We start from the raw sequence: 26,257 nt of genomic DNA, 5'->3' as shown, positions 1-26,257 counted from the left end.
TATCAGCGGTTTTAACTAAAATTTAATGTATTTATAAATAAAATGTAATTGCATATTGGAAAGGTTATTGATATGATTAACAAGAAATATTATCCAGCTCCTGGGGAAAAGTTACGTTGAAGGCTTGGAAGGCTGGGAGAAAAAAAGGCAAGGAGAGAAAAAGAATGTCGTTGATCGTCAAAAACATAACAAAGAAGTATGGGGATAAAGTAGTTGTTGAGGATTTGAGCTTTTCCATTGAAAAACCGGGAGTTTATGCGCTGCTTGGAACCAATGGTGCAGGTAAGACAACCTCATTGCGAATTATTCTTGGAATGCTTTCAAAGGACAAAGGAGAAGTTTTATGGAAAGGCAATCCTCTGGATACGGTAAATGCCAATGTGGGATATCTTGCGGAAGAAAGAGGGCTTTATCCAAAATATTCTTTATTAGACCAGCTTTTATATTTTGCCAAGCTTCGCAATGTACCGAAAAAAACTGCCATGAGCCGTATTGAATACTGGTCAGAGCGTTTATCCGTCAATGAATACCTTTTCCCTCCTAAAGTGAAGGGAAAGACGGTTAAGGCAAATAAAGCAGACCAGCTTTCAAAGGGTAACCAGCAGAAGCTGCAGTTGATGGCAGCCTTAATATCAGACCCTGAACTGATAATCTTAGACGAACCCTTAAGCGGTCTGGATCCTGTTAATACAGAGCTGTTTAAAGGAATTATCAGAGAAGAAATCGCAAAAGATAAGTACCTTATTATGTCCAGTCACCAGATGCCGGTCATTGAGGAGTTCTGTTCGGATATTACTATATTAGACAAAGGGAAGGTTGTGCTTTCCGGAAACTTAAATGAGGTTAAGAAAAGCTATGGCAGAGTCAATCTTTTCGTTAAGAGTGATGTGGAGATAGCTTCCTATATCGATAGCTTCGGCATTGAAATCACGAATAAAACTCCCGGTGAATACCAGCTAAAGGTATTGGGAGAAGAGCAGGCAATGGCATTTTTAACAAAGCTTATTCAGGATAAGATACCCATTGTCAAGTTTGAATTAAGAGAGCCTTCACTTCATGAAATATTTATAGAAAAGGTCGGTGATGTCCATGAAGAAAAGTAATATAAGCGGCTGGAAGGATGTATTTACTTTTACTCTGACACAGACCTTAAAGAACAAAGCTTACAGGGTATCCTTTCTTATCATGGCCCTGATTGCAGTTGTATCGATGCCGCTGATCCAATACCTCACAAAGGGAGAGGAAGCAGGAAGCGATAAACTTAGTCCGGTGGAAAAAGTTTATATCCAAAATGAGACCTCCCTGCAAAATCTTGATTTTTCCTCTCTAAAGCAGGATAGTACCTTAAAGAATGTTGAATTTACGAATTTGACAGAGGATTATGATGCTGTCTCAAAAAGAATAGAAGAATCGGAAAAGGCCTCTGTATTAGTAACCATAAAAGAACAGAGCGGTGCTTTTATGCTTGAGTTCTCAAAGGCTTCAAAAGGCCCCGTAAAGGACGCCGGTATTTCGGCGTTGGCAGAAAAGATGACAGAGAGCTTTCATTCCCTCCGGCTGCTGACACAGGGAATAACCAAAGAGCAGAATGAGCTGATCAGTGCCAAGGTGGATACGAAAACAATAAACCTGGATGCACAGGGAAATCCCGTAGAAACAAAGGATGATACGATATCCTTTAATGAATACTGGTTCATCTATGGTATTTTGTTCTTTCTGATGATGGTTACTTTAATGGCAAGCACTCAGGTGGCTTCTTCTGTTGTAATGGAAAAATCCAGCCGTATTGTGGAATACCTGCTGATATCTGTCAGGCCGCTGGCACTTATGGTAGGCAAGATACTTGCCATGCTGTGTGCGGTTTTATTACAGATTATATCCTTGATGGTGCTTGTATTCATATCCAATAAGGTTTCCGCTGCTATGGGTTCCGGCAGTCAGGCAGGGATAATGAATCAGTATGTGCCGGCTAATATCTTTCAGAACCTGAATATAGTGAATATTCTTCTTTGCCTTGTATTAATAGCCCTCGGCATGATCTTTTATGCAGTACTTGCCGGAATGGCAGGAGCAACTGTCAGCAAAATCGAGGAGCTTAACGAAGGTATGACTTTGTTGACCCTTACAACACTGGTAGGAGTTTATATCGGTTTTGGCGCAGCGAATGTGTTAATGGGAAGCGGAAGCAATGCTTTTGTAACATTTGCCTTTTTATTCCCGCTCTCCTCGCCGTTTCTTCTTCCGGGAGCCATTCTGGTGGGTAAGGCAAGTTTATTCATTGCAGCGGCAGCTATTATACTTCAGATGTTATTAAATGTCCTGTTGTTTAATTTTGTGGCAAGTATCTATGAAACACTGATACTCCACAATGGCAACCGCATCAGGTTAAAGGATCTGTTTAAGCTGAACAAGGGAGGTATAAAGGCATGAAAGAAAGATTAAGAGGTTTTCGTGCGGTATATGACTTTACCTTTAAGCAGTCAGCCAGCACCAAAAGCTTTAAGATAATAACAACACTGGTTGCTCTCCTTTTAGCGGGCGGACTGATATTAGTAAATATATTCGGAGCTGGTTCCAATAAGCCGGATACGGACATTAAAGGGGAAGGTGATGCCCAGGTAACCGAAATATCTCGTGTGGACAATGTTCTGGTAATAGATGAAAGCGGACTAAGTCCGCTGGATTTCACACAGTTTTTAAAGGAAAACAAGTACTTTGAGCATACCAAGTTTGAAACTTTTAGCGGAACGGATATGAAAGAGGCCATAAAAGATGAGAGTGTTTCAAACAGAACCGTTATTCTTAAGATTACAAAAGAAAATTCAGAATATGTATTAACAGGTGCTTTGACAGAAGGAAGTCTTCTAAAGGGAAAGGATACAAAAGCACTTCTAGGTGCCCTTTCAGCAGCTTTTGAACAAATCAAGCTAAGCAAAGCCGGACTTACGGCAGACCAGCTTAATGCGGCAGTTCAGACAGTGAACTATACCTACTCGGACATTGGGGACGATAACAGGATTGCTACACTTATTGTTAAAATGATCGCACCCATGATATTCAGTTTTATGCTGTATTTTATGCTGCTTTTCTATGGCCAGACAGTAAGTAAGTCTGTTTCAGGCGAGAAAACATCCAAATTGGTTGAGACGCTGCTGGTTTCAGTACGCCCGGATGCGCTGATAGCCGGAAAAGTAATGGCGGTTGCCGTGCAGGGGCTTATACAGTTTGTTATATGGATAGGTGCCTTATTTGCCGGGCTTTATGGCGGAAATGCTATTGCAAAGATGCTTCATCCGGATTACACCAATCCGGTAATATCACTTATAGATACCATTAAGAATAGCATCGGTCAGTCGGCACTTTCTTTACCGGCAGTTATACTGGCAATTGTATTCTTCTTTGTCGGCTTTTTGTTCTACAGCGTTTTGGCTGCTCTTGCCGGCAGTATGGTATCAAAGCCCGAAGACGCCGCCGCAACCCAGAGTATTTTACAGCTTCCGATAGTAATCAGCTGGCTTATATGCTATTTTGTACCCTTAAGCGGAAATGACAGCTTTATGCCCATTGCAAGATACATTCCTTTTACAGCTCCCTTCTGCGTACCGGTAGATACGTTAACTGGTGTTGTAAGCCTGTGGGAGAGCGGTCTGATGTTACTTGTAATGCTAATATTTACAATTGCTCTTGTTGTATTGTCAGCAAGGATATTTAAGGGGCTTATTCTGTATAACGGTCAGAAGATCAACCTTAAAACCATTCAGGGAATACTAAAGGGAGTTCAATAAGTTATAAAGAAAAATAAAATCAGGGCTGAAACCTATTCCGGGAATTTCAGCCCTGATTTTTTGCATCCTAATGGGCGTACAACAAATATAACATACCAAATAGCACCTCTTTTTTACCAAATAGCACTTCCATATTGTATGTGCTCTTAAGATTTGATATGCTTTTCCCATAAACAATATACCAAATAAAGTCATTTTAATTTTCTTTGGGTGTTTAGACATCTTATGGCAGGGTGCACACTGCAAAGAGGTGTTATAACATAAATAAAAAGATTTTTAGGAGGTACTACGATGAAATCAAGAGAATTATTATTAGCAACAATCGACGAGTTGACAGTGGAAGAGAGCAGGGCTATTGATGGCGGCGGTAATCCAATAACGAATTTGATTCAAGCCATTATATCTGCCCCGGCAGGACCTACGATGGGTAATTGCGTAACTATAGCAAAAAGCTTCTGGGGTCCGGGAGTAACAGAAACACCTACCACCGGTGTCGGATGCACGAAACGCTAAAGAATAAACCAATATTTGTATCTAAAACTAAGTAGGTATGTTTAACTAGAGGCATATTCCGATTGTATCCATAACATATCCAGGGGAGGATGGATTCTGGTCCTCCCCTAAACAATATTGTACGTCTTAAAAGTGATATCCAAAATAAATTTTACAAAAATATAAATGGAATTTTGAGAAGGTGGATTATGGAAAAGTTATCTTATATTCAGCAGTATTTTATCTGCGTTGTAAACGAAAAAGGGAATATCTCCAAATTAAAAGGAGTGAGTGTTGCCGCTTGCCTGGTCGTGGGTGAGATTACGGAACTTATCAGTCGTGGTTACGTTATTTGGGATGAAAAAGATAGGCTTTCGGTGGCTAAACCTTTCGATGATAATTTGACGTACTTAAAACCAATCTATGAGGCAATAGCTTATTTCAAAAAATCTGAGGATGTAATGTGTATTGTGGATATGTATGCATCTAATATACGTCTGATGGGAAATTACCGCAAGGCGTCGCTAAATGATTTGCTTTCTCCAATTGGAAATTCTCTCGTAACAGCCAGGTGTGTAAGTGAACTTCCTAAAAAGGGGCTGCTTCGCAAAGAAACCAAGTACGCACCAAAGCCGGAAATTGTGACGCACATCATTGAAGAAATCCGCAGGGCATTTTTGGAGAACAACGTTATAACTGATGAAATGCTTTGTCTGGCGGCTTTGCTGGACAAAAGCGGTATTATTCGCAATTATTTCAGCAGGAATGAAACAACATTCCTGGAAAAACGCATGAAAGAGGCGCGAAAAAGTGCGGCACACGCTTCCATAAAGAAGATACTTGATTATATAGATGACGTTCCAAAGATTGTATCCGGCCTCGACTGGAGTGGGGGATGAATATGTCGGAGAGAGTGATACCTTTCTGATGATTCAAGCGGTAAATTCAAAATAGATCACAGGAGACTAATATATTATGAAGAAAAAGCTTGCCATTTCTACTTTTGTAATAATCTTTTTGATATCTGTGGTTACATATGTGTTACAAGACCAGAAGTACCGTGCTGCCATCAAGCCGGCGGAGATTGCAGATATTCCGGTCACCGGCCAGCTTTTAGAAACGCAATTTTATTATCAACAATTGACAGAGGAAGAAAAAAAGATTTATGAGGAAATAAAGGAACTGCTGAATCAGCACAAAGGCGGGGAAATTGTGTTGGAACAACCAATCAACGCAAAGAGCTATTTCCATATCGAAAGTTCTTTGCGATATGATGGTATAAGTTACTGGTACTTAGCTTATCTTTTTCCGTTTAGCTCGGACAATACGCACGTGATTCCCGCTAACGAACAATATTCAGAAGAAAAAAAGATTGATAAAATACTCTTAATCATTGATTCGGATAAATTTCAAAGGGAAATGCCCGTCATCAGTGAAGAAGATGTAACGAACAGCAAAGAGGAAAGCACAGACATTTACCAAAACATGAAAGATGCCATAGATTATCTGATGGATAATGAGGATTCTTATTATGATGGGATAAATGAGAAAATTGAAAAAAATTTACAGCAAATTATTGATGACATGTCAAAGGGGCTGAATCAGGAGGAAGCCGTACAATATTTTAGTCAGTGGCTGGTTGATCATATGGTTTATGATCCGGCAATCGCAAAATATATCATGACAGGTGATCTCGTTGGGTATGATTTCAGAAAACAGATTTCTGCCGGAAGCATAACCAGCATTAACGATAGAATAGGTACGTGTACCGGTTTTTCGTTGATTTTGACGAATTTATGCAATCGGGTTGGAATGGAAGCTTATGTCGTATTGGGAGATACACCGGGGGGACGGCATGGATGGGCAGCAATTAAAATAGGTGATGAAACCTATTATAAGGATCCCACATCAGAAATAGAAAACCAGAAAGTAAAGCCCTTGCAGACAGAAGTTCAGTTCTATCAATATTTCCATAAAACATATAAACCATTTTCAGATTTGTTTCAATATTAGAAGAGGGGAATAAGTCAAATGTACGATCGATATGCTTTATTTAACAAGAAATCCTTACATAACTTATTAGAGTTTTTGGATGGGCGTTTCGCTTCGAATGCGGATTTTGTAAAACTCGAAACATGGATAGGTCTGCTGGACTTAATCGTGGAGTTTGATAGCAGTTTTCAATTGGAAAATCACGATTCCGTTTCTCTTGCTGAAAATCTGAATTCAAAAGAAGATGCGGAGCAATTTGTGGAAGAATGTTTCTCTCTGAAAATCCCAACAGTTTCCGCCGCTATCATTGTAAAAGACGAGGAACGATGCATAAAAAGATGCTTGGATAGTATACGGCCCATATTTGATGAGATTGTTGTCGTTGATACTGGTTCGACAGATAAAACAATTGCCATTTTGGAGAGTATTCAAGATTCCAAAGTGAAGATTTATAAAATTAAATGGGAAGATGATTTCGCCAAAGCAAGGAATTTTGCGTTGGACAAAGTAACTTCCGAATGGGTGTTTTTTATAGACGCAGATGAGTATTTTGCATCATGGGGAGAAAGTTCCTTAAAAAGCTTATTGGCTTTGTTAAATGAATTCCCGGATATAAATTCTACGGTACTTTGCCCTAAGATACAGGATGCTTCAAAAGATTGCGCTATTGAGGTAAAACGGATTTTCAAAAAAGATACGAAAATCCAATATTTTGGAATGATTCATGAAGAAGCGCGAATGTGGGAGAATGACAGTTGGAAAACAACAAATTATATTTCGCTGGATATTGCCTTGTCCCACGATGGATATCAAAAAAACGTATATGATCAGAAAAATAAAGCGCAACGAAATCTTGCATTAAATGCACAGATGCTGAAACAAGAACCGGACAATCTTCGATGGGTTTATTTTTATGTGAGGGATGGAAAAGATACGCTCCCCGCAGATGATTTGAAAAAATTAATAGAGAGCGCTGTATTAATAGAACCCGGCAGAGGAATTGAAGAGGAAAATTTATTACTTTCTGAGTGGACATTTGCATTTATGAATATCTGGGCGCAAATAGCATTGCGGGACTTGGAAGAAGATACATTAATGAAAGTCACAAAATGCTTAGAGGTCTTGGATCCGGGAAACAGCAACGCTGTCTACTATAAATCGTTTATGGAATTGTTGTCAATCAAACAAAAAACATGGGAATTATTAGTGGAATTAATGAATTACCGAAAAGACCACTTCGAGCCACAGTATGGGATGCTGCATAGTGAGGGATGCCATATTGATTTTTTAATTGGAACGCTATTGTTTGAAAATGGAAAATATAATAAGGCATTTTCTTATTTTAAATTTATAAAAGATCAATTTATGCCCCAGGAGTGCAGGAATCATTATAAAGATCTGGTGGCAATTTGTAAAAACATTGAAACGGACGAACTATAATTTGAAGTAAACCCCTTAGGTTAGACAAAAAATCTAACAGGGGTTTTTCTGCCTTTTAAAGGGTTATTGCATTTTAATTTAATCCTATTTTGCAAAAGTATTCCGGTCCAATACGGATTCTCTTTTAATAAGTTCTACATCCAGAATGATATTTTGTGTGGGCAGGGCAGGGTCATTTAGATGCTGGAACAAAATATCAATAGCATAATGAGCTTTCTTCATAATATCCTGAGAGATTGTAGTCAGCTGGGGAGAAACATACCGGCTCATTGGCAGATTATCAAAACCGATAATAGAAAAATCTTCAGGTATCCGGTAGCCTTTTTTCTTTAACTGGTCCATTAATTCGATAGCGGTATTGTCTGCGGCTGCAAAAATAGCAGTAACAGGTTTTTTCAGGGTAGTTAATCTCTGTATCGTTTCTTCCATTTGAAATGGTTCTAATATATGCTCTTCACTTAAGCTTAAGCCGGCATTTTCAATGGTATCCTTAAAACCTCTTAATCTCTGCTGTATGAGTTGGCTTACACTGGTATGAAGAGTGACAAAAGCAAATTCCCGGTGTCCATTCTCGATAAAGTGCCTGGCGGCCAGAACTCCTCCCTTATAGTCATCGATTCCAATATTGATCAGCTGTCTGACACTGCTGTAGCTGTCGGTAAAGACGAGAGGAATTTTATTGTTTTCCTGTATCTGCAGTATGTTTTTATCGAAGGTGCCTAAGAAAATGGCGCCTTCGGCATTCCAGGACTGCAAATGCTTTGTTACATCGGAATATTCGTTAATGAAATGCACCATGGCATTAAACCCGCATTCCTGCACATGCTGTACGATATAACCCAGCATAGTGGCATTATAAGGAGTCTCCAAAACATTATTCTCGCCCTGTATAATGATGGATATAATCTTTGAAGATTTGGAGGAGAGACTTCTGGCGGAGGAATTGGGAACGTAGCCTAAACGGTTAATAATTGAATTTATCTTTTCTATATTTTCTTCAGAAACTTCAGAATACCGCATGTTTACAACGCGTGATACAGTCATAACACTTACACCGGCTTCTTTTGCTATATCTTTTAAAGTTATCATAAATACTCCCTCTTTTGAGAACGGTAACACTACCTTTTTCTTATAATATTTATATTATATAGGGTAAAAGAGAAGAAAGCAATAGCATTCATGCATATTTTTTACAGATTAATACTACCAAACAGTGGATTTAAATATACTGCTTGGTATAAAAATGGTATCGCTAACATAATATTTCAAAGCTTGTATCTGTTTTCCTTACTTATAGTTGTGCATTAAGTATATATTTAGCATTAATATATTAGAAAAATGAGAAAAATATAATATAATCATATTGACATCAACCGCTAAAAATGTTAATATGTCATTGGTAACGTTAACAGTAAATCGTTTTGCAAAGGAATGGCAAAAGAATATGGAGATGGAAAAGAAATACTGGTGGCAGAGTTCTGTTATCTATCAGATATATCCGAGAAGTTTTATGGATAGCAACAACGATGGTATTGGGGATTTAAGAGGTATTATATCGAAACTGGACTATTTGAAAACACTTGGGATAGATGCAATTTGGCTGTCGCCGGTTTATAAATCCCCCCAGGATGATAATGGATATGATATATCGGATTATACAGATATTGATCCTATGTTCGGCAACCTGGAGGATATGACTTTGCTGATTTCAAAAGCAAAAGAATATGGGATACAGATAATTATGGATTTAGTGCTTAATCATACCTCAGATGAGCATCCATGGTTTATAGAAGCGAAAAAAAGCAGGGATAACCTGTATCATGATTATTATGTATGGGTGGACGGAGAAGAAGGGATTTTGCCCAATGATCTAAAGGCCTGTTTTGGCGGTTCTGCCTGGGAGTGGGTACCCGAACGAAAGCAATATTATTTACATCAGTTTTCCGTGCGTCAGCCTGATCTGAACTGGGAGAATCCAAAGCTTAGAGCAGAAATTTATAAGATGATATGCTGGTGGATTAATAAAGGGGTAGGAGGTTTCAGGCTGGATGTTATTGACTTGATCGGCAAGGAGCCGCTGCTTGGGATAACAAGTGACGGGCCTCATCTGCATGAGTATATCAAAGAATTAAACTTAAATACCTGGCATAACAAGGATTTATTAACGGTTGGTGAAACCTGGAGTGCAACCCCAAAAACGGCGGAAATCTACAGTAATCCGGACGGAAGTGAATTCTCCATGGTGTTTCAATTTGAACATATCCTCCTTGACCAGCAGGAAGGAAAATCGAAGTGGGATTTAGCTCCCCTTGATTTTATGAAACTAAAACAGGTCTTATCGAAGTGGCAGACAGAGCTTTCTGACGGCGGCTGGAACAGCCTGTTCTGGAATAATCATGACCTGCCCCGTATTGTCTCAAGATGGGGAAATGACGGGCAGTACCGGGAAGAATCCGCCAAAATGCTGGCTACGATTATTCACGGCATGAAGGGTACGCCCTATATTTATCAGGGGGAAGAGCTGGGAATGACCAATGTACGGTATGACATAAGTGAGTACCGTGATATTGAAACCCTTAACCTGTACAAAGAGCGCTTGGAAGAAGGGTATGAAAAGGAAGATATTATGGCATCCATTTATGCCAAGGGCCGTGATAATGCCAGAACACCCATGCAGTGGGAGCTTTCCGCAAATGCAGGCTTTTCACAGATGGCCCCATGGATTAAGGTGAATCCAAATTATCTTCAGATAAATGCTGGCGAGCAGCTGTTACGGGAAGATTCGGTTTTTCACTATTACAGGCAGTTGATAGCCCTTAGGAAAAAGTATGAGGTAATACGGTCGGGCAATTATGAACTGCTATATGCAGAAAACCCTCAGATTTTTGCTTATCAAAGAACCTATGGTAATGAAAAATTAAAAGTTATCTGCAACTTTACGGATAGTACGGCGAATATTTGCAGTGAAGATTTCAAAAACTATGAATTGCTGCTATGCAATTATCCGGCAACAGAAGAGGAGCATCAGTTAAGGCCCTATGAAGCAAGAATGTATATCAATGCAGTGAGAAGAAGTTAGGATGGAGGTAAGGAAATGAGGACTTCAAAGCTTCGAAAAAACAGTACGAGGAATTTGTGGCTGCGGATACGCAGAAACTGGGAATTATATCTGCTATTGCTGCCGGCGGTAGTTCTTTTGATTTGTTTTACATATAAACCGATGTACGGCGTTCTGATTGCCTTTAAGGAATACCGTCCGGTAAAGGGGATATGGGGAAGCGAATGGGTTCTGCCATGGTTTAAGTATTTTAAGAAATACTTCGATTCTTACCAATTCGTGGCCACTATTAAGAATACCCTGACAATAACGCTGTACAGCCTGATTGTTTTCCCGGTACCCGTTGTGCTGGCCTTAAGCGTGAACCAGATGAGAGGCGGAAGATTTAAGAAAGTTTTTCAGACGGTTACCTATATGCCGCATTTTATTTCAACGGTAGTTATGATTGGCCTGCTTACCCTGCTTTTATCACCGGGCAGTGGTATCTTTGGAACTATCTGTAATCTATTGGGAGTGGAAGCACCTAATCTGCTTGGAAAGGCAGGAGCCTTTAAGCATCTTTATGTCTGGAGTGATATCTGGCAGCATGCAGGATGGGACAGTATTATCTACATTGCCGCACTCTCGGGGGTCGATCCGAGCCTCTATGAAGCGGCCACGGTAGATGGCGCTTCTAAAATGCAGAAAGTCAGGTTTATTGATATTCCCATGTTGATTCCTACGGCAGTAATAATGCTGATTATGAGAGTGGGCGGGCTGATGAGCCTTGGCTTTGAGAAGGTATATTTAATGCAGAATGACTTAAATATTGCCAGCAGTGAGGTTATTTCAACCTACGTATATAAGATTGGTGTAGTGAATACGCAATACAGCTATTCCGCGGCAATCAATCTGTTTAGTACCATAGTAAACTTTATTCTGCTGATAATGGTGAATAAGATAGCCAAGAGTATCAGTGAAAACAGTTTATGGTAGAAGGAGGGAATGGCTGATGTTAAAAGAACAGAATGAGAAAAAGAGGAAAATTCCCCAGGGTACTTCGGATAAAGTCTTTCAAACCGTATTATATGTAATGGCGGTCCTGATATTAATTATTATTTTATACCCGCTTTATTTTGTCATTATTGCATCCTTTAGTGATCCTTCGGCGGTATCCGGAGGGCAGGTATGGCTTCTTCCTAAGGGATTAACCATGGATGGCTATAAGGAACTGTTCCGCCACCAGGAGATTTGGACCGGGTATGCCAATACCATTTTGTATACTTTGGCAGGGACTTTCGTCGGATTAGTTGTAAACTTATTCGCAGCCTATGCATTGTCCAGGAGGGACCTGGTCGGACGTAAATTTTTCAATTTGATGTTTATCTTTACCATGTTTTTTAACGGAGGGTTGATACCGACCTTTCTGACAATTAAGGATTTTCATATGTATAATACCTTTGCGGTTATGGTGATTCCTTTTTCCGTATCCGTCTACAATATCATTGTTGCAAGAACATTTTTTCAGGCAAATATACCGGAGGATTTAAACGATGCCGCCAAAATAGACGGCTGCGGGAACCTGTATTATTTTTTTAAGATAGTACTTCCGCTATCCAAAGCGATTATAGCAGTTATAGCCTTATGGACGGCCGTCGGTATGTGGAATTCCTATTTTAATGCTCTGATATATATAAAGGATACTGCAAAATATCCGTTGCAGCTGGTTCTTAGAAATATATTAATTACGAACAATTTACAGATGTCCTTTGGAAGCGGGGAAGCAATGCAGATAGCGCTTAGGCTGTCAAATCTCATGAGGTATTCAGTTATTATTGTGTCTACGGTACCGATTATGTGTTTCTATCCCTTTGTTCAAAAACATTTTAATCAAGGTGTTATGATTGGCGCAGTAAAAGGTTAAGTGCCGGTCTCACAAATAAAAAGGAGGAAGGTTAATGAAAAAAGAGGTAAAAGCAAAAGGTAAAAAGCTGGTAAGTATGTTACTGGTATTTGTACTGGCCTTTGCACTGGTCGGATGTGGAAAGGAGAAGCCTGCTGATAATGCAGGAAAGAATAATGCAGGAACGAAAGAAAACGCTGCGGAAAGTCCTGACAGCGGCTCTGCAGACAGCAACTTTAATCAGACCGGCATGCCCATTGCAAAGGAACCGGTAACCCTTAAGGTACTTACTACCCGCTGGGGCAATATGGGAGACAGTTTTGCAAAAAATGAATTTTTAACAGACCTTGAGGCAAAATCCAATGTCAAGATTGAATGGCAGGTGAAGTCCTTAAACGATTGGAATGAGCAAAAGGGAATTATGCTTGCCAGCGGTGAGCTGCCGGATATTATTTTCGGTTTCCAGACCTTTAACGATTCCGATATCATGAATAATCTGGATTTGTTCCTGCCCTTAAATGAGCTTATATCAAAGTATATGCCCAATTACTCCAAGGCTCTGGAAGAAATGCCGGATTTAAAGAAGCTTACAACTTTCCCGGATGGAAATATGTATTCCATGGGCAAGAATCTGCCTCTGCGTCCGACAGCCTGCAATCAGCCGATTATTAATAAAAAATGGCTTGATAATTTAGGACTTCAGGTTCCCACTACCTTAGATGAATTGTACAATGTCTTAAAAGCATTTAAAGATAAGGATGCAAACGGCAACGGAGATCCGAATGATGAGATACCCATCTCCGGTGCAAAGGGTCTTAGTATGGACTTGTTAAATTCTTTTGGCATTACAGATATCAATGGATATAAAGTAATGGTAAATTCGGATAATTCACTTACCTATTATCCGGCTTCCGAGGCATATAAGGAAGGTATCAAGTGGTTAAATAAACTGTATTCCGAGGGAATTATCGATAAGGAAGCTTTTACACAGGATGATTCCATGCTGTCTGCTAAGAGACAGGATCCAGATGTGGCAAGAGTCGGCTTTGAATATGCCTGGACACCGGATTCCAACTTTGGAAAATGGTCTTCCGAGTACGAGGTAATAGCACCGATTAAAGGTTATGACGGAAAGCAGTATACAGGCGGAGATCCCAATGGAGTATCCAGTATTATGCGTAATGAAGTACTGATAACGAAGTACTGCCAGAATCCGGAGGTTGCCGCAAGATGGGTGGATGAGTTCTACACAGGAGAAGCCAGTATTCAGAACTTCTGGGGCGGAATAGGCACTGTTATTGCAAAACATGATGACGGCACTTATACCTTAAATGATCCCCCGGCAGGCACCAGCGCAGATGCCTGGTATTGGGATTCCAGCTTGCGTGATTTCGGACCCAAATATGTAAGCAAAGAATTTGAAAAGAAAATTATATTGTCTTCTAACAGCGGTGACGGATTAAAGGTAACCCTTAGCAAGATAGCTGAAGGCACGATAACTACACCGTATCCTAATGTCATGTTTACCAATGAAGAGAATGAAGAACGTCCTACCATAACCACGGATATTGACAAATATGTGGAAAGCACCCGCGCACATTGGATTACCGAAGGCGGCATTGATAAGGGCTGGGATGAATATGTGAAGCAGTTAAATACGATGGGTCTTGAAGAGTTAATGAAGATTTACCAAGAGGCTTATGACAGATATTCCAAGCAATAATATGTAATTATAATGGGAACCGGTTAATCTAAAATCTATTCTGGGATTTAATTTCCGGTTCCCTTTTGCGTTTAGTTTAGGAGGTTTTATGGAGCAGATATATCAATATGATCTAAATGAAAAACCAGAGCAGGTAACAGCAAATCTTCTAAAGGACAAAGATGTGCTGAAACTGGATTCTGCTGTAATCATAGAAGAGGAATTCCATTGTACCGTGGCTCTGGCACACAGGTACAATGCGGTATATGGACTGGGCGAGAGATTTGACGGCGTTAATCAAAAGGGGCACAGGGTTACAACGGAGGTTATGGAGCAATTCTGCAATCAGGGCAATATCAGCTATTGTCCCATTCCGTTCTTTTTTACAGATCAAAAAATAGGAGTATATGTTGATACCTATACGGTAACAGAGTTTATCTTTGAGGATGAGATACAGATTAAGATTAAGAAAGACAGCAGCGGACGGCTGCCGGTTATTACTTTTTTTATGGGAAGCCCTGCCTCTATTATCTCCTGTTATTCTGAATTAACAGGAAGACCGCAGATGGTACCCAAGTGGAGTTTTGGCCCATGGATGTCGGCCAACAGATGGAATAATGAAAAAGAAATAAGACAGCAATTGGAAAATGTGAAAAAATATAATTTTCCACACAGCGTTATGGTAATTGAAGCCTGGAGCGATGAAGCAACCTTTTACCGGTTTAATGACAAAGAAGAATGGACAGACCCCAGGGATTTAGTACAAACGCTCTTAGAAAATGGTATCCGCCTTATTCTTTGGCAGATACCGGTAATTAAGAAAATGGAAGATGATCAGATAAATGATATCTTAGAAGAGGATTGGAAATATGCAGTTGAAAACAATCTTTGTATAAAAAATCCGGACGGTACACCTTATACCATACCAAAAAATCATTGGTTCGCAGGCTCTCTTATCCCGGATTTTACCAGGGAAGAAGCAGTAAACTGGTGGTTTGAGAAGAGAAAGTACCTTCTTGAGATGGGAGTCTCCGGTTTTAAGACCGATGGAGGTGAATTCGTTCTGACAGATGACGTAAAAGCGGCAAACGGCTGCACCGGACTGGAGCTTAGAAATCTCTATGCCGCCTCCTATGTGGAAGCCTACAGCCGTTTTATAGGAAAAGACAGGGTATTATTCAGCAGAGCAGGTTATACAAGGCAGCAGCATTTTCCCATGCAGTGGGCAGGAGATCAGATGTCGACCTGGGAGGAGTTTAAGCATGTAGTTTCTGCGGGTCTTAGCATCGGACTAAGCGGTGTGCCCTTCTGGGGATTTGATATTGCCGGCTTTGCAGGGCCCATGCCAAGCCTTGATCTGTACATCAGAGCGACCCAGCTGGCCGTATTTGCACCGGTTATGCAGTGGCATTCCGAACCGGACGGAGGACAGTTTGCCGATATTCTATCCACGAATCAGGGAATCAATGAGAGAAGCCCATGGAATATAAGCCGGTTTTACGGAGATGAGACTATTTTAGAAAGACTTAGGTTTCATTATTTTTTAAGGATGAATCTGCTTCCGTACTTGTATAACCTTGCATTGGATTCTTCCAAAACAGGACTTCCTATGATGAAGCATTTGATACTGGAGTATCCGGAGGATGAGAGGGTATTTAAGATAGAGGATTGTTTTATGCTGGGAGATATTCTGGCAGCGCCCATCTTAGAGGAAGGAAAGGAAGAGAGAATGGTCTATCTTCCGGAGGGAACCTGGATATCTTTGTGGCAGGAGGATTACCTGAAATTAGAAGGCGGTAAAAGTTACCGTATCCAATCCGGAAAAGACCGCATTCCCGTATTTTTAAGGGAGGGCGGCTGTATTGCATTAAATCTTGGCAATACCTTGGAACCGGGTACGGATGTAGGAAACCAACTTTTAGGATACAGCAATTTATGTTTTTATGTAACTGGAGAGAAAGGAGAATATCATTTCCGTGATGATGAAAACAACGAGATTCTCCTTAGCTGGAAGAACAAAGAGTACCGGGCCGAACGGGTATCGGGAAATGCAGAGTTTAAGGTGATTTTTGTGTGAAAATACATTGCATTTTTCACACCCCCTTATTTATGCAGTATCGTGTAGATTGCAAGCAATCTACTGGCAAGCTTGCGGTATGCATGGGAGCCAGGAGTGAAAGAAAATCCAGATATGAAAGAATGCCACGCACAGATTCTTTCACTCCTTTTATTTGTGGCAGTACCGCAGAGGTCTGCGATATGCATGGAGATTAAGGTGAAAAATAAAAAGCATTTTTCACTTTCTATTTAGGCAGTATCGAAAGTAAACTTGCGATATGCATGGAGATTAGCATGAATAAATTATATCAGTTAGAATCAAATCCTGTGGCGGATAAGAACTGCCTTGTACAGGGTAAAAACTACCGGATTAGTATTTTGACGGAAAGACTGATTCGCCTTGAATACAGCGGGCAGGGAATTTTTGAAGACAGGGCTACCCAAAGGGTGGTTAACCGTGATTTTCCGGTTCCGAGGTTTACGATAACAGAAAAGAAAGATCAGATCGACATCATTACCGGATATCTGCAGATAAGCTACGACAAAAAGGAATTTACCTGCAACGGTCTAAACATCCGTCTAAGCCGGCAGACCTTTTCCAACAATTCTATCTGGCACTATGGCGATACCGGAAATAATCTGAAAGGAACTGCCAGAACACTGGATGCTGCCAATGGACCCATTGATTTGGAGGACGGATTGCTTTCCAGAACCGGCTATTCTGTTTTGGATGACAGCAGTTCTATGGTTCTGGAAGATAACGGATGGGTGGCACCGCCTAACCCAGGGCATAAAGATATCTATTTCTGGGGGTATGGTCATGATTACAGGGAATGCCTGAATGATTTTTTCCGCCTGTGCGGTAAGACCCCTCTGTTACCGCGTTATGCCCTGGGCAACTGGTGGAGCCGCTATCATGCCTACACCCAGGAGGAATATCTGGCGTTAATAGAGCGATTTCAAAAGGAAAACCTGCCTTTTTCCGTAGCAGTGCTTGATATGGACTGGCATTATGTAGAGCTTGAGGAAAAGTACGGGAGCGGGTGGACCGGATATACCTGGAATGAGGAGTTGTTTCCCGACCATGAGGGGATGCTGAAGGAATTGCATGAAAAGGGTTATCATATAACCTTAAATGTACATCCCGCAGATGGAGTAAGAGGACATGAAGCAGCCTATCTGCCCATGGCAAAGGAATTGGGAGTTGATTATGAAAAGGAGGTTCCGATTTCTTTTGATATTGCAAGTCCTGAATTTCTAAAGGCATACTTTGAGTATCTGCATCACCCTCTGGAGGCGGAAGGAGTGGATTTCTGGTGGATTGACTGGCAGCAGGGAAGCACCACGAAAATCCCCGGACTGGATCCCTTATGGATGTTAAATCACTATCATTATCTGGATAACAGGCGGGATAATAAAAGAGCAATGGTATTTTCCAGATATGCCGGTATCGGCAGCCACCGCTATCCGGTAGGATTTTCCGGAGACAGTATCATTACCTGGGAGAGCCTTAGGTTTCAGCCCTATTTTACAGCAACAGCTTCCAATGCCGGATACGGCTGGTGGAGCCATGATATCGGAGGTCATATGGATGGCTGCCGTGATGATGAATTAATCACCCGTTGGATTCAATTTGGCGTCTTTTCTCCAATTATGCGCCTTCACAGTTCCAATAGCCATTTTACCGGCAAGGAGCCCTGGAATTACGGTGAGGAGGAAAGGCTGGTAATAAGCGATTTCCTGCGGTTAAGACATAAGCTCCTGCCTTACCTGTATACTATGAATGTCCGTTTTTACAGAGAAAACCAGCCTCTGGTTCAGCCGATGTATTATGGGAATCCGGAAGCAAGTGAAGCCTATGAGGTTACTAACCAGTATTACTTTGGAAACGAACTGATTGTCCACCCTATTACGGCAAAAATGAATCCGGTACTAAAGGCAGGCAAGGTAACTGCCTGGCTGCCGGAAGGGATATGGTTCGATATTTTTACAGGCCTTATGTACCGTGGAGACAGAAAAATCAATATGTACCGGACTTTAAAGACAATCCCGGTATTGGCAAGGGCCGGTGCAATTATTCCAATGGCACAGGAAGGGGAGGCTGTACTTGGAACGGCTAATCCGGACAGCCTGGAATTGTGCGTATTTGCGGGCGGAGACGGAGAACATATGATGTATGAAGATGACGGTACCAGCAGGGAGTTTGAAAGGGGACAGATAGTTAAGACAAGATACCGTCTTTTATGGAGTGATAAGAAACATCTGACCATCTATCCGGCAGAAGGAGAGCTTTCTTTGATTCCCCAGGTAAGAAACTACCGGATAAAAATCTATGGTGTTACGGCAGATGACCTGGAACTAATCTCTGTAAATGGGGAAAGCATAAGCTGTAATTGCTCTTCTGATGAGAAGGGGGGTATTCTTACAATCGAATTAGGAGATATAGATGTAAGGCATGAGGCCTCGGTATGGTTTAAGGCGGATGCAGGCATTTCACCCAATCAAATAGAGTGGAGAGTATTTGAAGTCCTTAACAGGGCCCAGATTGAATACCATATAAAGGAGAAAATCTACGGCCTTGTGAAGAATTACAGATCTCTGGAAACTTTCATCAGCAGTCTCGATGCCATTGATACTTCCAAAGAGTTAAAGGAAATGATTCAGGAAATTATAGTTGCTTAAAGTCAGATATGCATGGAGGGTTAGTTTGAAAAATAAAAGATATTTTTCAAATTTCTATTTAAGCAGTATCGCAGGAAGACCTGCGATATACATGGAGGGTAGGTTGAAAAATGAAGATTAAAATAGGCTGTGTCGGGCTTGGAACGATTGCATGCTGTGTTCATCTGCCGCAGATAAAGGAATGCGGGGATTTTGAACTGACTGCAATCTGTGATATCGATAAGGAACGTCTGGCGAGTGTCGGTGACGAGTACGGAATAGACCCGTCCAGGAGATATACGGATTACCATGAACTTATTGCATGTAAAGATATCGAGGCTGTTGATATTTGCACTCCCAACGACTGTCATTTTGAGATTGCCATGGAGGCTGCACAGGCGGGAAAAGCAATTTCGCTTGAAAAGCCGGTTACTTTAAATGCAGAAGAAGCAAAGCTTCTGGCTGATACGGTTATAAAAGCAGGGGTTGCCAATATGATATGTTTTTCATACCGTTATAAGGCGGCTGCCAGATATGCCAGAGCGTTAGTCAGAAAAGGGGAAATAGGGAATATCCATCATGTGGATTTTCAATATTTTCAGGGCTGGGGGCTGGAACAGGAAAGAGTACCGTTAGTGTGGCGGTTCCAAAAAAGCCGTTCGGGTTCCGGGGCATTGGGGGATTTGGGTTCCCATGGTTTGGATCTGGTACGTTTTGTGACCGGAAAAGAATATAAGAGTGTGGTCAGCCTGGGTAAGACGATCGTAAAGGAAAGGGAGCTAATGGATGGAAGCGGTAATATGGGAAGCGTAGATGTGGACGATTACTGCAACTATATGGCAGAGATGGAAGAAGATATTGCAGCCAATTTCCTTATTACAAGACTCGCCTATGGAAGAGGAAATTATCAGAGGATGGAACTATACGGAAGCAAGGGCGCTATTGTATACAAATTAGATGAGGTGCCTGGCGTTGATGAACTGGAAATATGTATCAGGGATGAAAGCGGTGAAAAAATATACAAATCCGTATCCATACCGGAAGAATATAAAAAGACCCAGATGCAGGATTTTGCCGATATAGTAAACAAGAAATCAGACGGGCTGGCAGCCGGTATAGCAGACGGGTTAATCAATCAGACAGTGATAGACAAAATAATACAATCCCAGGAAAAGAAGGTCTGGATAGAATTGTGAAAGAGGTTAATATGCATAAAACTCGGGTAACTGTATGGAATGAATATATACATGAAATTGAAATGGAAGAGATTGCCAAGATATATCCTAAGGGTATACACAATTGCATTGCCGATTTCCTAAGGGATGCCGGTTATGATACAAAGACCGCGGTGTTAAGGCAGCCGGAGCACGGACTTACCAAAGAGGTGCTGGATGAAACCGATGTTCTTATATGGTGGGGGCATATGGCACACCATGAAGTAGCGGAAGAAATTGTTGAGCGTGTACATGAATATATTACAATGAAGGGAATGGGTTTGATTGTATTGCATTCAGGACATGGCTCCAAAATCTTTCAGAAGATTTGCGGGACGAATTCCGGATATTTAAAATGGAGAGAAGATGGAGAAAAAGAAGTCTTATGGGTTGTAAATCCTTCTCATCCGATTGCCAGAGGCTTGGAAGAGAAAATCATTATACCGCAGGAAGAGATGTATGGAGAATATTTCAATATTCCTGCTCCTGATGAACAGGTATTTATCAGTTGGTTCCAGGGTGGAGAAGTATTCAGAAGCGGATGCTGCTTTCATAGAGGAAAAGGAAAAATCTTCTACTTTAGGCCAGGGCATGAAGCCTTCCCGGTTTATCACATGCCTGAAATACAAAAGGTCCTTATCAATGCGGTGGAGTGGGCTGACAGCTTTTCGATGCCGGAACTTATTTACGGTAATACACAGCCGGTAATAGCCTTTGAACCGGAGAAGAAATTTACTGGAATCCAGGGGATGCATGATGCCTTTGGAAGTCAAAAATAAATCTATGCCATATTTTTTTCGTTTGTAAAATCTGCTATTCTCTGTTAATGAAATTGCGGCTTAAACTTTACTTTGCACGGAATATATAATATAATAAAGACATAATATCTGAATTATTGGAAAGTATGAAAATTTATACTATTTATTCTGACACTACGTTTACAGTAACAAGATAAGTCAATAATAAGATTGTAATGATACGACCCCTGGAAAATAAACTCAATAGAAAGGAAGGGATTACAATGAAACTGATTTATGTAATAGTACGGAATGTAGACAGCACAAGAGTAACGGAAGGCCTGAACAGTAAAGGATTTTATGTTACGAAGCTTGCATCAACTGGAGGATTCCTAAGAGAAGGCAATACCACTTTGTTAATTGGTACAGAAGAAGAAAAGGTGGATGAAGTGATAGAACTGGTGAAGAAAGAGTGCGGACCAAGGCAGCAGATAATATCCAATCCTGTGGGTTCGGCAGAATTTTACTCCACTCAGGTCATGGTGAATGTAGGCGGTGCCATTATTTTTGTTACAGATGTTGACAGATTCGAAAGAATATAAGCTGTTTGTGCCAAAATCAGTTGCCTGTACAGAATAAATTTAGTACAATTATATGTTGGGTTATTTTATAAGTTATATTGTCCAAAGGAAAGGTACTTAAGATGAGCAAGACAGACAGCAATGCAGAAGACTACATAGATTATCATGAAATAATAGAGTGTATAACCGGAGCTTTAGATGCCAAAGACCAATATACTGCCAACCATTCCTGGAGGGTAAGTGAGCTGACTAAGAAGATATGCGAAATTATTGGACTGAGCAACAGTGATACAAATGAGCTGCACATAGCAGCCCACCTTCATGACATCGGAAAGATTGGAATTCCGGATTCTGTATTAAACAAAGAAGGAGCATTGACTCCCTCTGAATGGGATATGATGAAGAAGCATCCGGCAATCGGATACGAGATATTAAATAGGTCCAACCGGATGAAACAAATTAGCGGTATTGTTCTGCACCACCATGAACGTTATGACGGAAGAGGCTATCCGGAAGGAATCAGGGGAAATGATATCCCATTAGGTTCAAGAATCATTGCTATTTGTGATTCCATTGATGCTATGACGACCCAGAGAAGTTACCGGTCTATCTTATCATCGGAAGAATGTTACATAGAGATAGAGAAGAATTTAGGCTTCATGTATGATCCCTTTATTGGCAAATATATTCTTGAACATTGGGAAGAAGTAATTAAACCGCTGATCGGTTTGAAAAAATGCATATAGTATTTATTCTGACAAGGGGGATTCGTCCGGTATCATACCGCATTGAATCCCCCTGTGTTCTACTGCAGTTGAGAATACAATCTGGGTGCTGGTGCGGCCGAATTTTTGAATCTGTCCTATGAAAGAATCAAGTTCCATGGTACTTGGAAAGCCTACCTTGATTAGCATTGCATAATGTCCGGTAACACAGTCACATTCAATTACGTTGGGGCAGGATTTGATAAAGGGATAAAATTCTGATTTTTGATAGGGTTCCACTTCCAGATTAATAAAGGCTGTTATATGATAGCCTAACTTAAGCCAGTTGACCTCTGCGTGATAACCCTTGATGATACCGTCCTTTTCTAATTTGGCAATTCTGGCCGCTACGGCAGGAGAAGATAGAAATACCTGGTCTGCGATTACCTTAAGCGGTGTTCTTGCATTTTTCTGTAGAATCTCCAGTATATGTTCGTCAACATGATCCATATGTGTACCTGCTTTCATTATTTTGGTGTGGGGGACTTTTCTTAATATTATAAAATATTGATGGTCAGTTTGCAAGGAGGATTCCCGCCTAAACATAATATTATTAAGAATAATCGAAACTATTCCCTTGAAAAATTTTATTTTATTTTGTAAAGCATGGGGATTATTTTTTTATATTCGAAGCTTTCCGTCAGCTATTTACGGACCGGAATAAAGGTGGTATCCTCATCTGCATAAAGAAGCCGTAAAAATGGTTTCAAATAAAAAGGAAGGTTGCAGAAAAATGAGGATAGAAGCCGATTCAATGGGGAGTATGGTGATACCGGAAGAAGTATATTATGGGATACAGAGTCTTAGAGCCAGGAGTAATTTTAATATGACGGGAAGACCTCTGCATCCTGTTTTCATAACGAATCTTGCAAGAATAAAGAGGGCGGCCGCCCTTACGAATTTTGAAGCAGGGCTGCTGACAAAGGAACAGGCATTTAGCATTATGAAAGTCTGTGAAGAGATAGCGGCAGGGAGTTTTAGGGAACAATTTATTGTGGATGCCATACAGGGGGGAGCAGGAACCTCCGCGAACATGAATGCCAATGAGGTAATTGCAAACCGTGCAATAGAGCTTTTAGGCGGCAGCAAGGGAAATTATTCTGTTATTCATCCCAATGACCATGTAAATATGGCCCAGTCTACCAATGATGTAATTCCCAGTGCAGGCAAGATGACGGTTACAGAGCTTTTAAAAGCAGCAGTGGCTGAACTGAAAAAATTATGCCAGGCACTAAATCAAAAATCATCTGAATTCGACAATATTCTAAAGATAGGAAGGACACAGCTTCAGGATGCCGTTCCTATGCGTTTAGGCCAGAGCTTCGGGGCATATCTAAGTGCCATAAAACGTGATGTAAGGAGACTGACTCTGGCAGGAGAAGAAATGCTTAACCTCAATCTTGGAGGAACTGCAATCGGAAGCGGAATCAATGTAAGTTCTTATTATTATTCCAATATTATTCCTAATCTTAATAAGTTATTTAATTATGAATATAAGCAGGCCGGGGATATGTTTGATGCGACCCAGAATCTGGATGGCTTTGTCCAGGTGTCGGGATGCTTAAAATCCTGTGCTGTTAATCTGTCTAAGATTTGCAATGACCTAAGGTTGTTATCTTCAGGGCCCAGAACGGGTTTGGGAGAAATTAATCTTCCTCCTCTTCAAAATGGCTCTTCGATTATGCCGGGAAAGGTCAATCCTGTAATACCGGAAGTGGTTAATCAGGCTGCCTTTCAGATAATCGGCAATGATGCTGCCATAACATGGGCCGGAGCAGCAGGACAGCTCGAATTAAATGCTTTTGAACCGGTACTGTTTTATAATCTTTTTGAATCCCTTGATTTGCTGCGGCAGGCCTCCCAGGCTCTTACCAGTCTTTGTATAACAGGCATTACTGCCAATAAGGACAGGTGTCAAAGTCTTCTGGAAAAGAGTGTCTGCGTTGCGACGGCCCTTTGTCCGGTCATAGGCTATGAAAAGTCGGCAGCAGTGGCAAAGACTGCTTTAAGAGAAGGTACCACTGTAAAGGAGATAATTCATAGAGAGAATATTCTTCCGGAAGAAGAAACGGAGAGGCTCCTTAACTTATTTCCTATGACGACAAGAGTATGAAGGAACTTTTTGAAAGGGCAGGTATTTTGTATTGAAGAAGTAAAAAGGCTGTGATACAGTAGTAAGGAAAGGGACTGCTGTAAAGTTCCATAGAAAATCAGAGCAGGAATGGTGAAAACATGGCTGACAGGAAACGGATTATAGAAGAATTTAAAGAACTGGTATCAATCGATGCGCCTTCCTTTGAGGAAAGAAAGATGGCGGATGTATTAACAAAAAAGCTTAGGGACTTAGGCTTTACGGTAACGGAGGATGGAGCCGGCAAGGTATATGAGGGCAATGCAGGGAATTTGTACGCATTCCTACCGGGAGAATTAGAAGGAACGCCGATACTTCTTTCTGCCCATATGGATACGGTCGAACCTTCTAGAAATAAGACGGCAGTTGTAAGAGAAGACGGGACGATTACCAGTGACGGCACAACGGTACTGGGGGCAGATGACTTATCGGGAGTTACGGCAATATTGGAAGCGGTACGAAGCATAAAGGAGAAAAAAATCCCTCACAGAAGTATAGAGGTGCTTTTTGCCATAGCAGAAGAGGTGTATATTAGAGGAAGTGAGGTATTTGACTATTCTCTGATAAAAGCGAAGGAAGCCTATGTGCTGGATTTGAGCGGAAAAGTCGGAACGGCAGCTTTAAAGGCCCCCACTCTGCTATCCTTTGAGGCAGTCTTTACCGGAAAGGCAGCTCATGCGGGCTTTGCGCCGGAAGAAGGTATCCATGCGATAAAGGCAGCAGCAAAAGCGGTTACAGCTATTCAGATGGGACGCATTGACAGGGAAACTACGGTAAACGTGGGCCTGATAGAGGGCGGTTTAGCCAGAAATATAGTGCCGGAGAACTGTATTCTGAAAGGGGAAGTAAGAAGTATCGGTCATGAGAAGGCTTTGGAGGAAACGGAAAAAATCCGGAGAGTCTTTACGCAAACGGCGGAAGAAGCGAAGGCTGTCTTAAAATTTACGACTTCCTATGGCTGCCTTGCTTATGCCATAGAAAAAGAAGCGCCGGTAGTACAGCGCTTTGAAAGAGCCTGCCGTGAACTATCCATACCCACCAGCTATGTAGAAACCTTTGGCGGAAGTGATAATAACAATTTTGTGCGGAACAATATCGAAGGAATTGTAATGGCCTGCGGAATGAATGATGTCCATTCTGCAAAGGAGTGGACCCATATTGATGAACTGGAAAGGTGCACGGAAATTGTAATAAAGCTTTTAACCTTTAAAGATTAAGATAGGCCTTACAGGTGTTATGACGGACATATGAACTTTTTCATGTGTCCGTCATATTTTATTTGCCAATACTACTTGACAATACATAGTAGCCAGGATATACTTGATTTAATCTACTATGCAATACACAGTAGCAGGAGCAGAACCAACTGTTCAGAAATATCAAAACAAAGATTTGATAGTCACGAAAGGTGTTACGATGGAGGATTCACAATTATTAAAAGGAATTCTGGAAGGATGTGTCCTTGCAATTATCGCTAAAGGTGAGACTTATGGATATGATATTTTGTCGGTACTGGAGCGGCATGGGTTTAAGGAGCTGCAGGAGGGAACCCTGTATCCGGTATTAGTGCGCCTTGAAAAAAAGAAGGACATACAATGCAGAATCGGAAGCTCCCCTTATGGACCTAAGAGAAAATACTATTCCATAACCCCCGGAGGAGAAGAACATTTAAAGCAGTTTCTTACATCCTATGAGAACTTAATCGATATAACCAATTCCATATTATATCCTGCGAATTAATAGGATAATTGTAAAGGCAA

At 41.0% G+C, this 26,257-nt stretch carries 22 protein-coding genes; 20 read left to right on the top strand and 2 right to left on the bottom strand.

What is annotated here, in order from left to right; translation table 11 throughout:
* Positions 1-164 precede the first annotated feature (164 nt).
* From BUF11_RS07610 to BUF11_RS07580, 7 genes are all read left to right on the top strand, one after another.
* Positions 165-1,103 carry an ABC transporter ATP-binding protein gene (locus BUF11_RS07610; RefSeq protein WP_073588238.1) on the top strand — a complete coding sequence of 313 codons (939 nt, stop codon included), beginning with the start codon at positions 165-167 and terminating at the stop codon, positions 1,101-1,103.
* Complete coding sequence (locus tag BUF11_RS07605; RefSeq protein ID WP_084558559.1) at positions 1,090-2,430, top strand: ABC transporter permease; 1,341 nt, start codon at positions 1,090-1,092, stop codon at positions 2,428-2,430. Before BUF11_RS07610 ends, BUF11_RS07605 begins: the two co-directional genes overlap by 14 nt.
* Entirely contained in the window at positions 2,427-3,785 is a 1,359-nt protein-coding gene (locus BUF11_RS07600) for an ABC transporter permease (RefSeq protein WP_073588236.1), read from the top strand. The genes BUF11_RS07605 and BUF11_RS07600 overlap by 4 nt, the downstream gene beginning before the upstream one ends.
* A 291-nt stretch (positions 3,786-4,076) precedes the next feature.
* Positions 4,077-4,298: a hypothetical protein gene (locus BUF11_RS07595; RefSeq protein WP_073588235.1), complete on the top strand. Its 222-nt coding sequence runs from the start codon at positions 4,077-4,079 to the stop codon at positions 4,296-4,298.
* Positions 4,299-4,486: 188 nt separating this feature from the next.
* Positions 4,487-5,176, top strand: coding sequence for a GPP34 family phosphoprotein (locus BUF11_RS07590; protein ID WP_175562010.1), 690 nt, complete (start codon positions 4,487-4,489; stop codon positions 5,174-5,176).
* A 76-nt stretch (positions 5,177-5,252) separates the two neighbouring features.
* Positions 5,253-6,290 carry a transglutaminase-like domain-containing protein gene (locus BUF11_RS07585; protein WP_073588233.1) on the top strand — a complete coding sequence of 346 codons (1,038 nt, stop codon included), beginning with the start codon at positions 5,253-5,255 and terminating at the stop codon, positions 6,288-6,290.
* Positions 6,291-6,308: 18 nt separating this feature from the next.
* Positions 6,309-7,709 carry a glycosyltransferase family 2 protein gene (locus BUF11_RS07580; protein ID WP_073588232.1) on the top strand — a complete coding sequence of 467 codons (1,401 nt, stop codon included), beginning with the start codon at positions 6,309-6,311 and terminating at the stop codon, positions 7,707-7,709.
* 84 nt (positions 7,710-7,793) lie between these two features.
* Here BUF11_RS07580 and BUF11_RS07575 read toward each other — a convergent pair whose 3' ends face one another.
* Complete coding sequence (locus BUF11_RS07575) at positions 7,794-8,798, bottom strand: LacI family DNA-binding transcriptional regulator (RefSeq protein ID WP_073588231.1); 1,005 nt, start codon at positions 8,796-8,798, stop codon at positions 7,794-7,796.
* A gap of 355 nt (positions 8,799-9,153) precedes the next feature.
* Between BUF11_RS07575 and BUF11_RS07570 the strand changes: the two genes are divergently transcribed.
* The 10 genes from BUF11_RS07570 to BUF11_RS07525 all read left to right on the top strand — a co-directional run bounded on the left by BUF11_RS07570 (position 9,154) and on the right by BUF11_RS07525 (position 22,348).
* On the top strand, positions 9,154-10,788 hold the full coding sequence (locus BUF11_RS07570; RefSeq protein WP_073588230.1) for a glycoside hydrolase family 13 protein: 1,635 nt from the start codon (positions 9,154-9,156) through the stop codon (positions 10,786-10,788).
* A 15-nt stretch (positions 10,789-10,803) separates the two neighbouring features.
* Positions 10,804-11,742, top strand: a complete 939-nt coding sequence (locus BUF11_RS07565; protein WP_073588229.1) for an ABC transporter permease — start codon at positions 10,804-10,806, stop codon at positions 11,740-11,742.
* 16 nt (positions 11,743-11,758) lie between these two features.
* Positions 11,759-12,670: a carbohydrate ABC transporter permease gene (locus BUF11_RS07560; RefSeq protein ID WP_073588228.1), complete on the top strand. Its 912-nt coding sequence runs from the start codon at positions 11,759-11,761 to the stop codon at positions 12,668-12,670.
* A gap of 34 nt (positions 12,671-12,704) precedes the next feature.
* Positions 12,705-14,372 carry a type 2 periplasmic-binding domain-containing protein gene (locus BUF11_RS07555; RefSeq protein WP_073588227.1) on the top strand — a complete coding sequence of 556 codons (1,668 nt, stop codon included), beginning with the start codon at positions 12,705-12,707 and terminating at the stop codon, positions 14,370-14,372.
* Positions 14,373-14,460: 88 nt separating this feature from the next.
* Positions 14,461-16,428: a glycoside hydrolase family 31 protein gene (locus BUF11_RS07550; protein WP_073588226.1), complete on the top strand. Its 1,968-nt coding sequence runs from the start codon at positions 14,461-14,463 to the stop codon at positions 16,426-16,428.
* A gap of 275 nt (positions 16,429-16,703) precedes the next feature.
* Complete coding sequence (locus BUF11_RS07545; RefSeq protein ID WP_073588225.1) at positions 16,704-19,091, top strand: glycoside hydrolase family 31 protein; 2,388 nt, start codon at positions 16,704-16,706, stop codon at positions 19,089-19,091.
* A 110-nt stretch (positions 19,092-19,201) separates the two neighbouring features.
* Positions 19,202-20,266 (top strand): Gfo/Idh/MocA family protein, encoded by a 1,065-nt coding sequence (locus tag BUF11_RS07540; RefSeq protein WP_073588224.1) that lies wholly within the window; start codon positions 19,202-19,204, stop codon positions 20,264-20,266.
* Positions 20,267-20,277: 11 nt separating this feature from the next.
* Positions 20,278-21,063: a ThuA domain-containing protein gene (locus BUF11_RS07535; protein WP_084558539.1), complete on the top strand. Its 786-nt coding sequence runs from the start codon at positions 20,278-20,280 to the stop codon at positions 21,061-21,063.
* Positions 21,064-21,305: 242 nt separating this feature from the next.
* Positions 21,306-21,623: a cyclic-di-AMP receptor gene (locus BUF11_RS07530; protein WP_073588222.1), complete on the top strand. Its 318-nt coding sequence runs from the start codon at positions 21,306-21,308 to the stop codon at positions 21,621-21,623.
* 101 nt (positions 21,624-21,724) lie between these two features.
* Entirely contained in the window at positions 21,725-22,348 is a 624-nt protein-coding gene (locus BUF11_RS07525) for an HD-GYP domain-containing protein (protein WP_073588221.1), read from the top strand.
* Positions 22,349-22,351: 3 nt separating this feature from the next.
* Here BUF11_RS07525 and BUF11_RS07520 read toward each other — a convergent pair whose 3' ends face one another.
* Positions 22,352-22,816 (bottom strand): Lrp/AsnC family transcriptional regulator, encoded by a 465-nt coding sequence (locus BUF11_RS07520; protein WP_073588220.1) that lies wholly within the window; start codon positions 22,814-22,816, stop codon positions 22,352-22,354.
* 250 nt (positions 22,817-23,066) lie between these two features.
* Between BUF11_RS07520 and BUF11_RS07515 the strand changes: the two genes are divergently transcribed.
* The 3 genes from BUF11_RS07515 to BUF11_RS07505 all read left to right on the top strand — a co-directional run bounded on the left by BUF11_RS07515 (position 23,067) and on the right by BUF11_RS07505 (position 26,237).
* A complete protein-coding gene (locus BUF11_RS07515) occupies positions 23,067-24,479 on the top strand; it encodes an aspartate ammonia-lyase (RefSeq protein ID WP_073588219.1) in 1,413 nt (470 codons plus the stop codon).
* 119 nt (positions 24,480-24,598) lie between these two features.
* Complete coding sequence (locus BUF11_RS07510; protein WP_073588218.1) at positions 24,599-25,714, top strand: M20/M25/M40 family metallo-hydrolase; 1,116 nt, start codon at positions 24,599-24,601, stop codon at positions 25,712-25,714.
* Positions 25,715-25,832: 118 nt separating this feature from the next.
* Complete coding sequence (locus BUF11_RS07505) at positions 25,833-26,237, top strand: PadR family transcriptional regulator (protein ID WP_330393862.1); 405 nt, start codon at positions 25,833-25,835, stop codon at positions 26,235-26,237.
* Positions 26,238-26,257: the final 20 nt, after the last annotated feature.

Source organism: Anaerocolumna xylanovorans DSM 12503 (assembly GCF_900143645.1).
GTDB classification, from domain to species: domain Bacteria; phylum Bacillota; class Clostridia; order Lachnospirales; family Lachnospiraceae; genus Anaerocolumna; species Anaerocolumna xylanovorans.
Note: the sequence above shows the minus strand (reverse complement) of the source record. Positions and strands in the feature narration are given on the sequence as shown.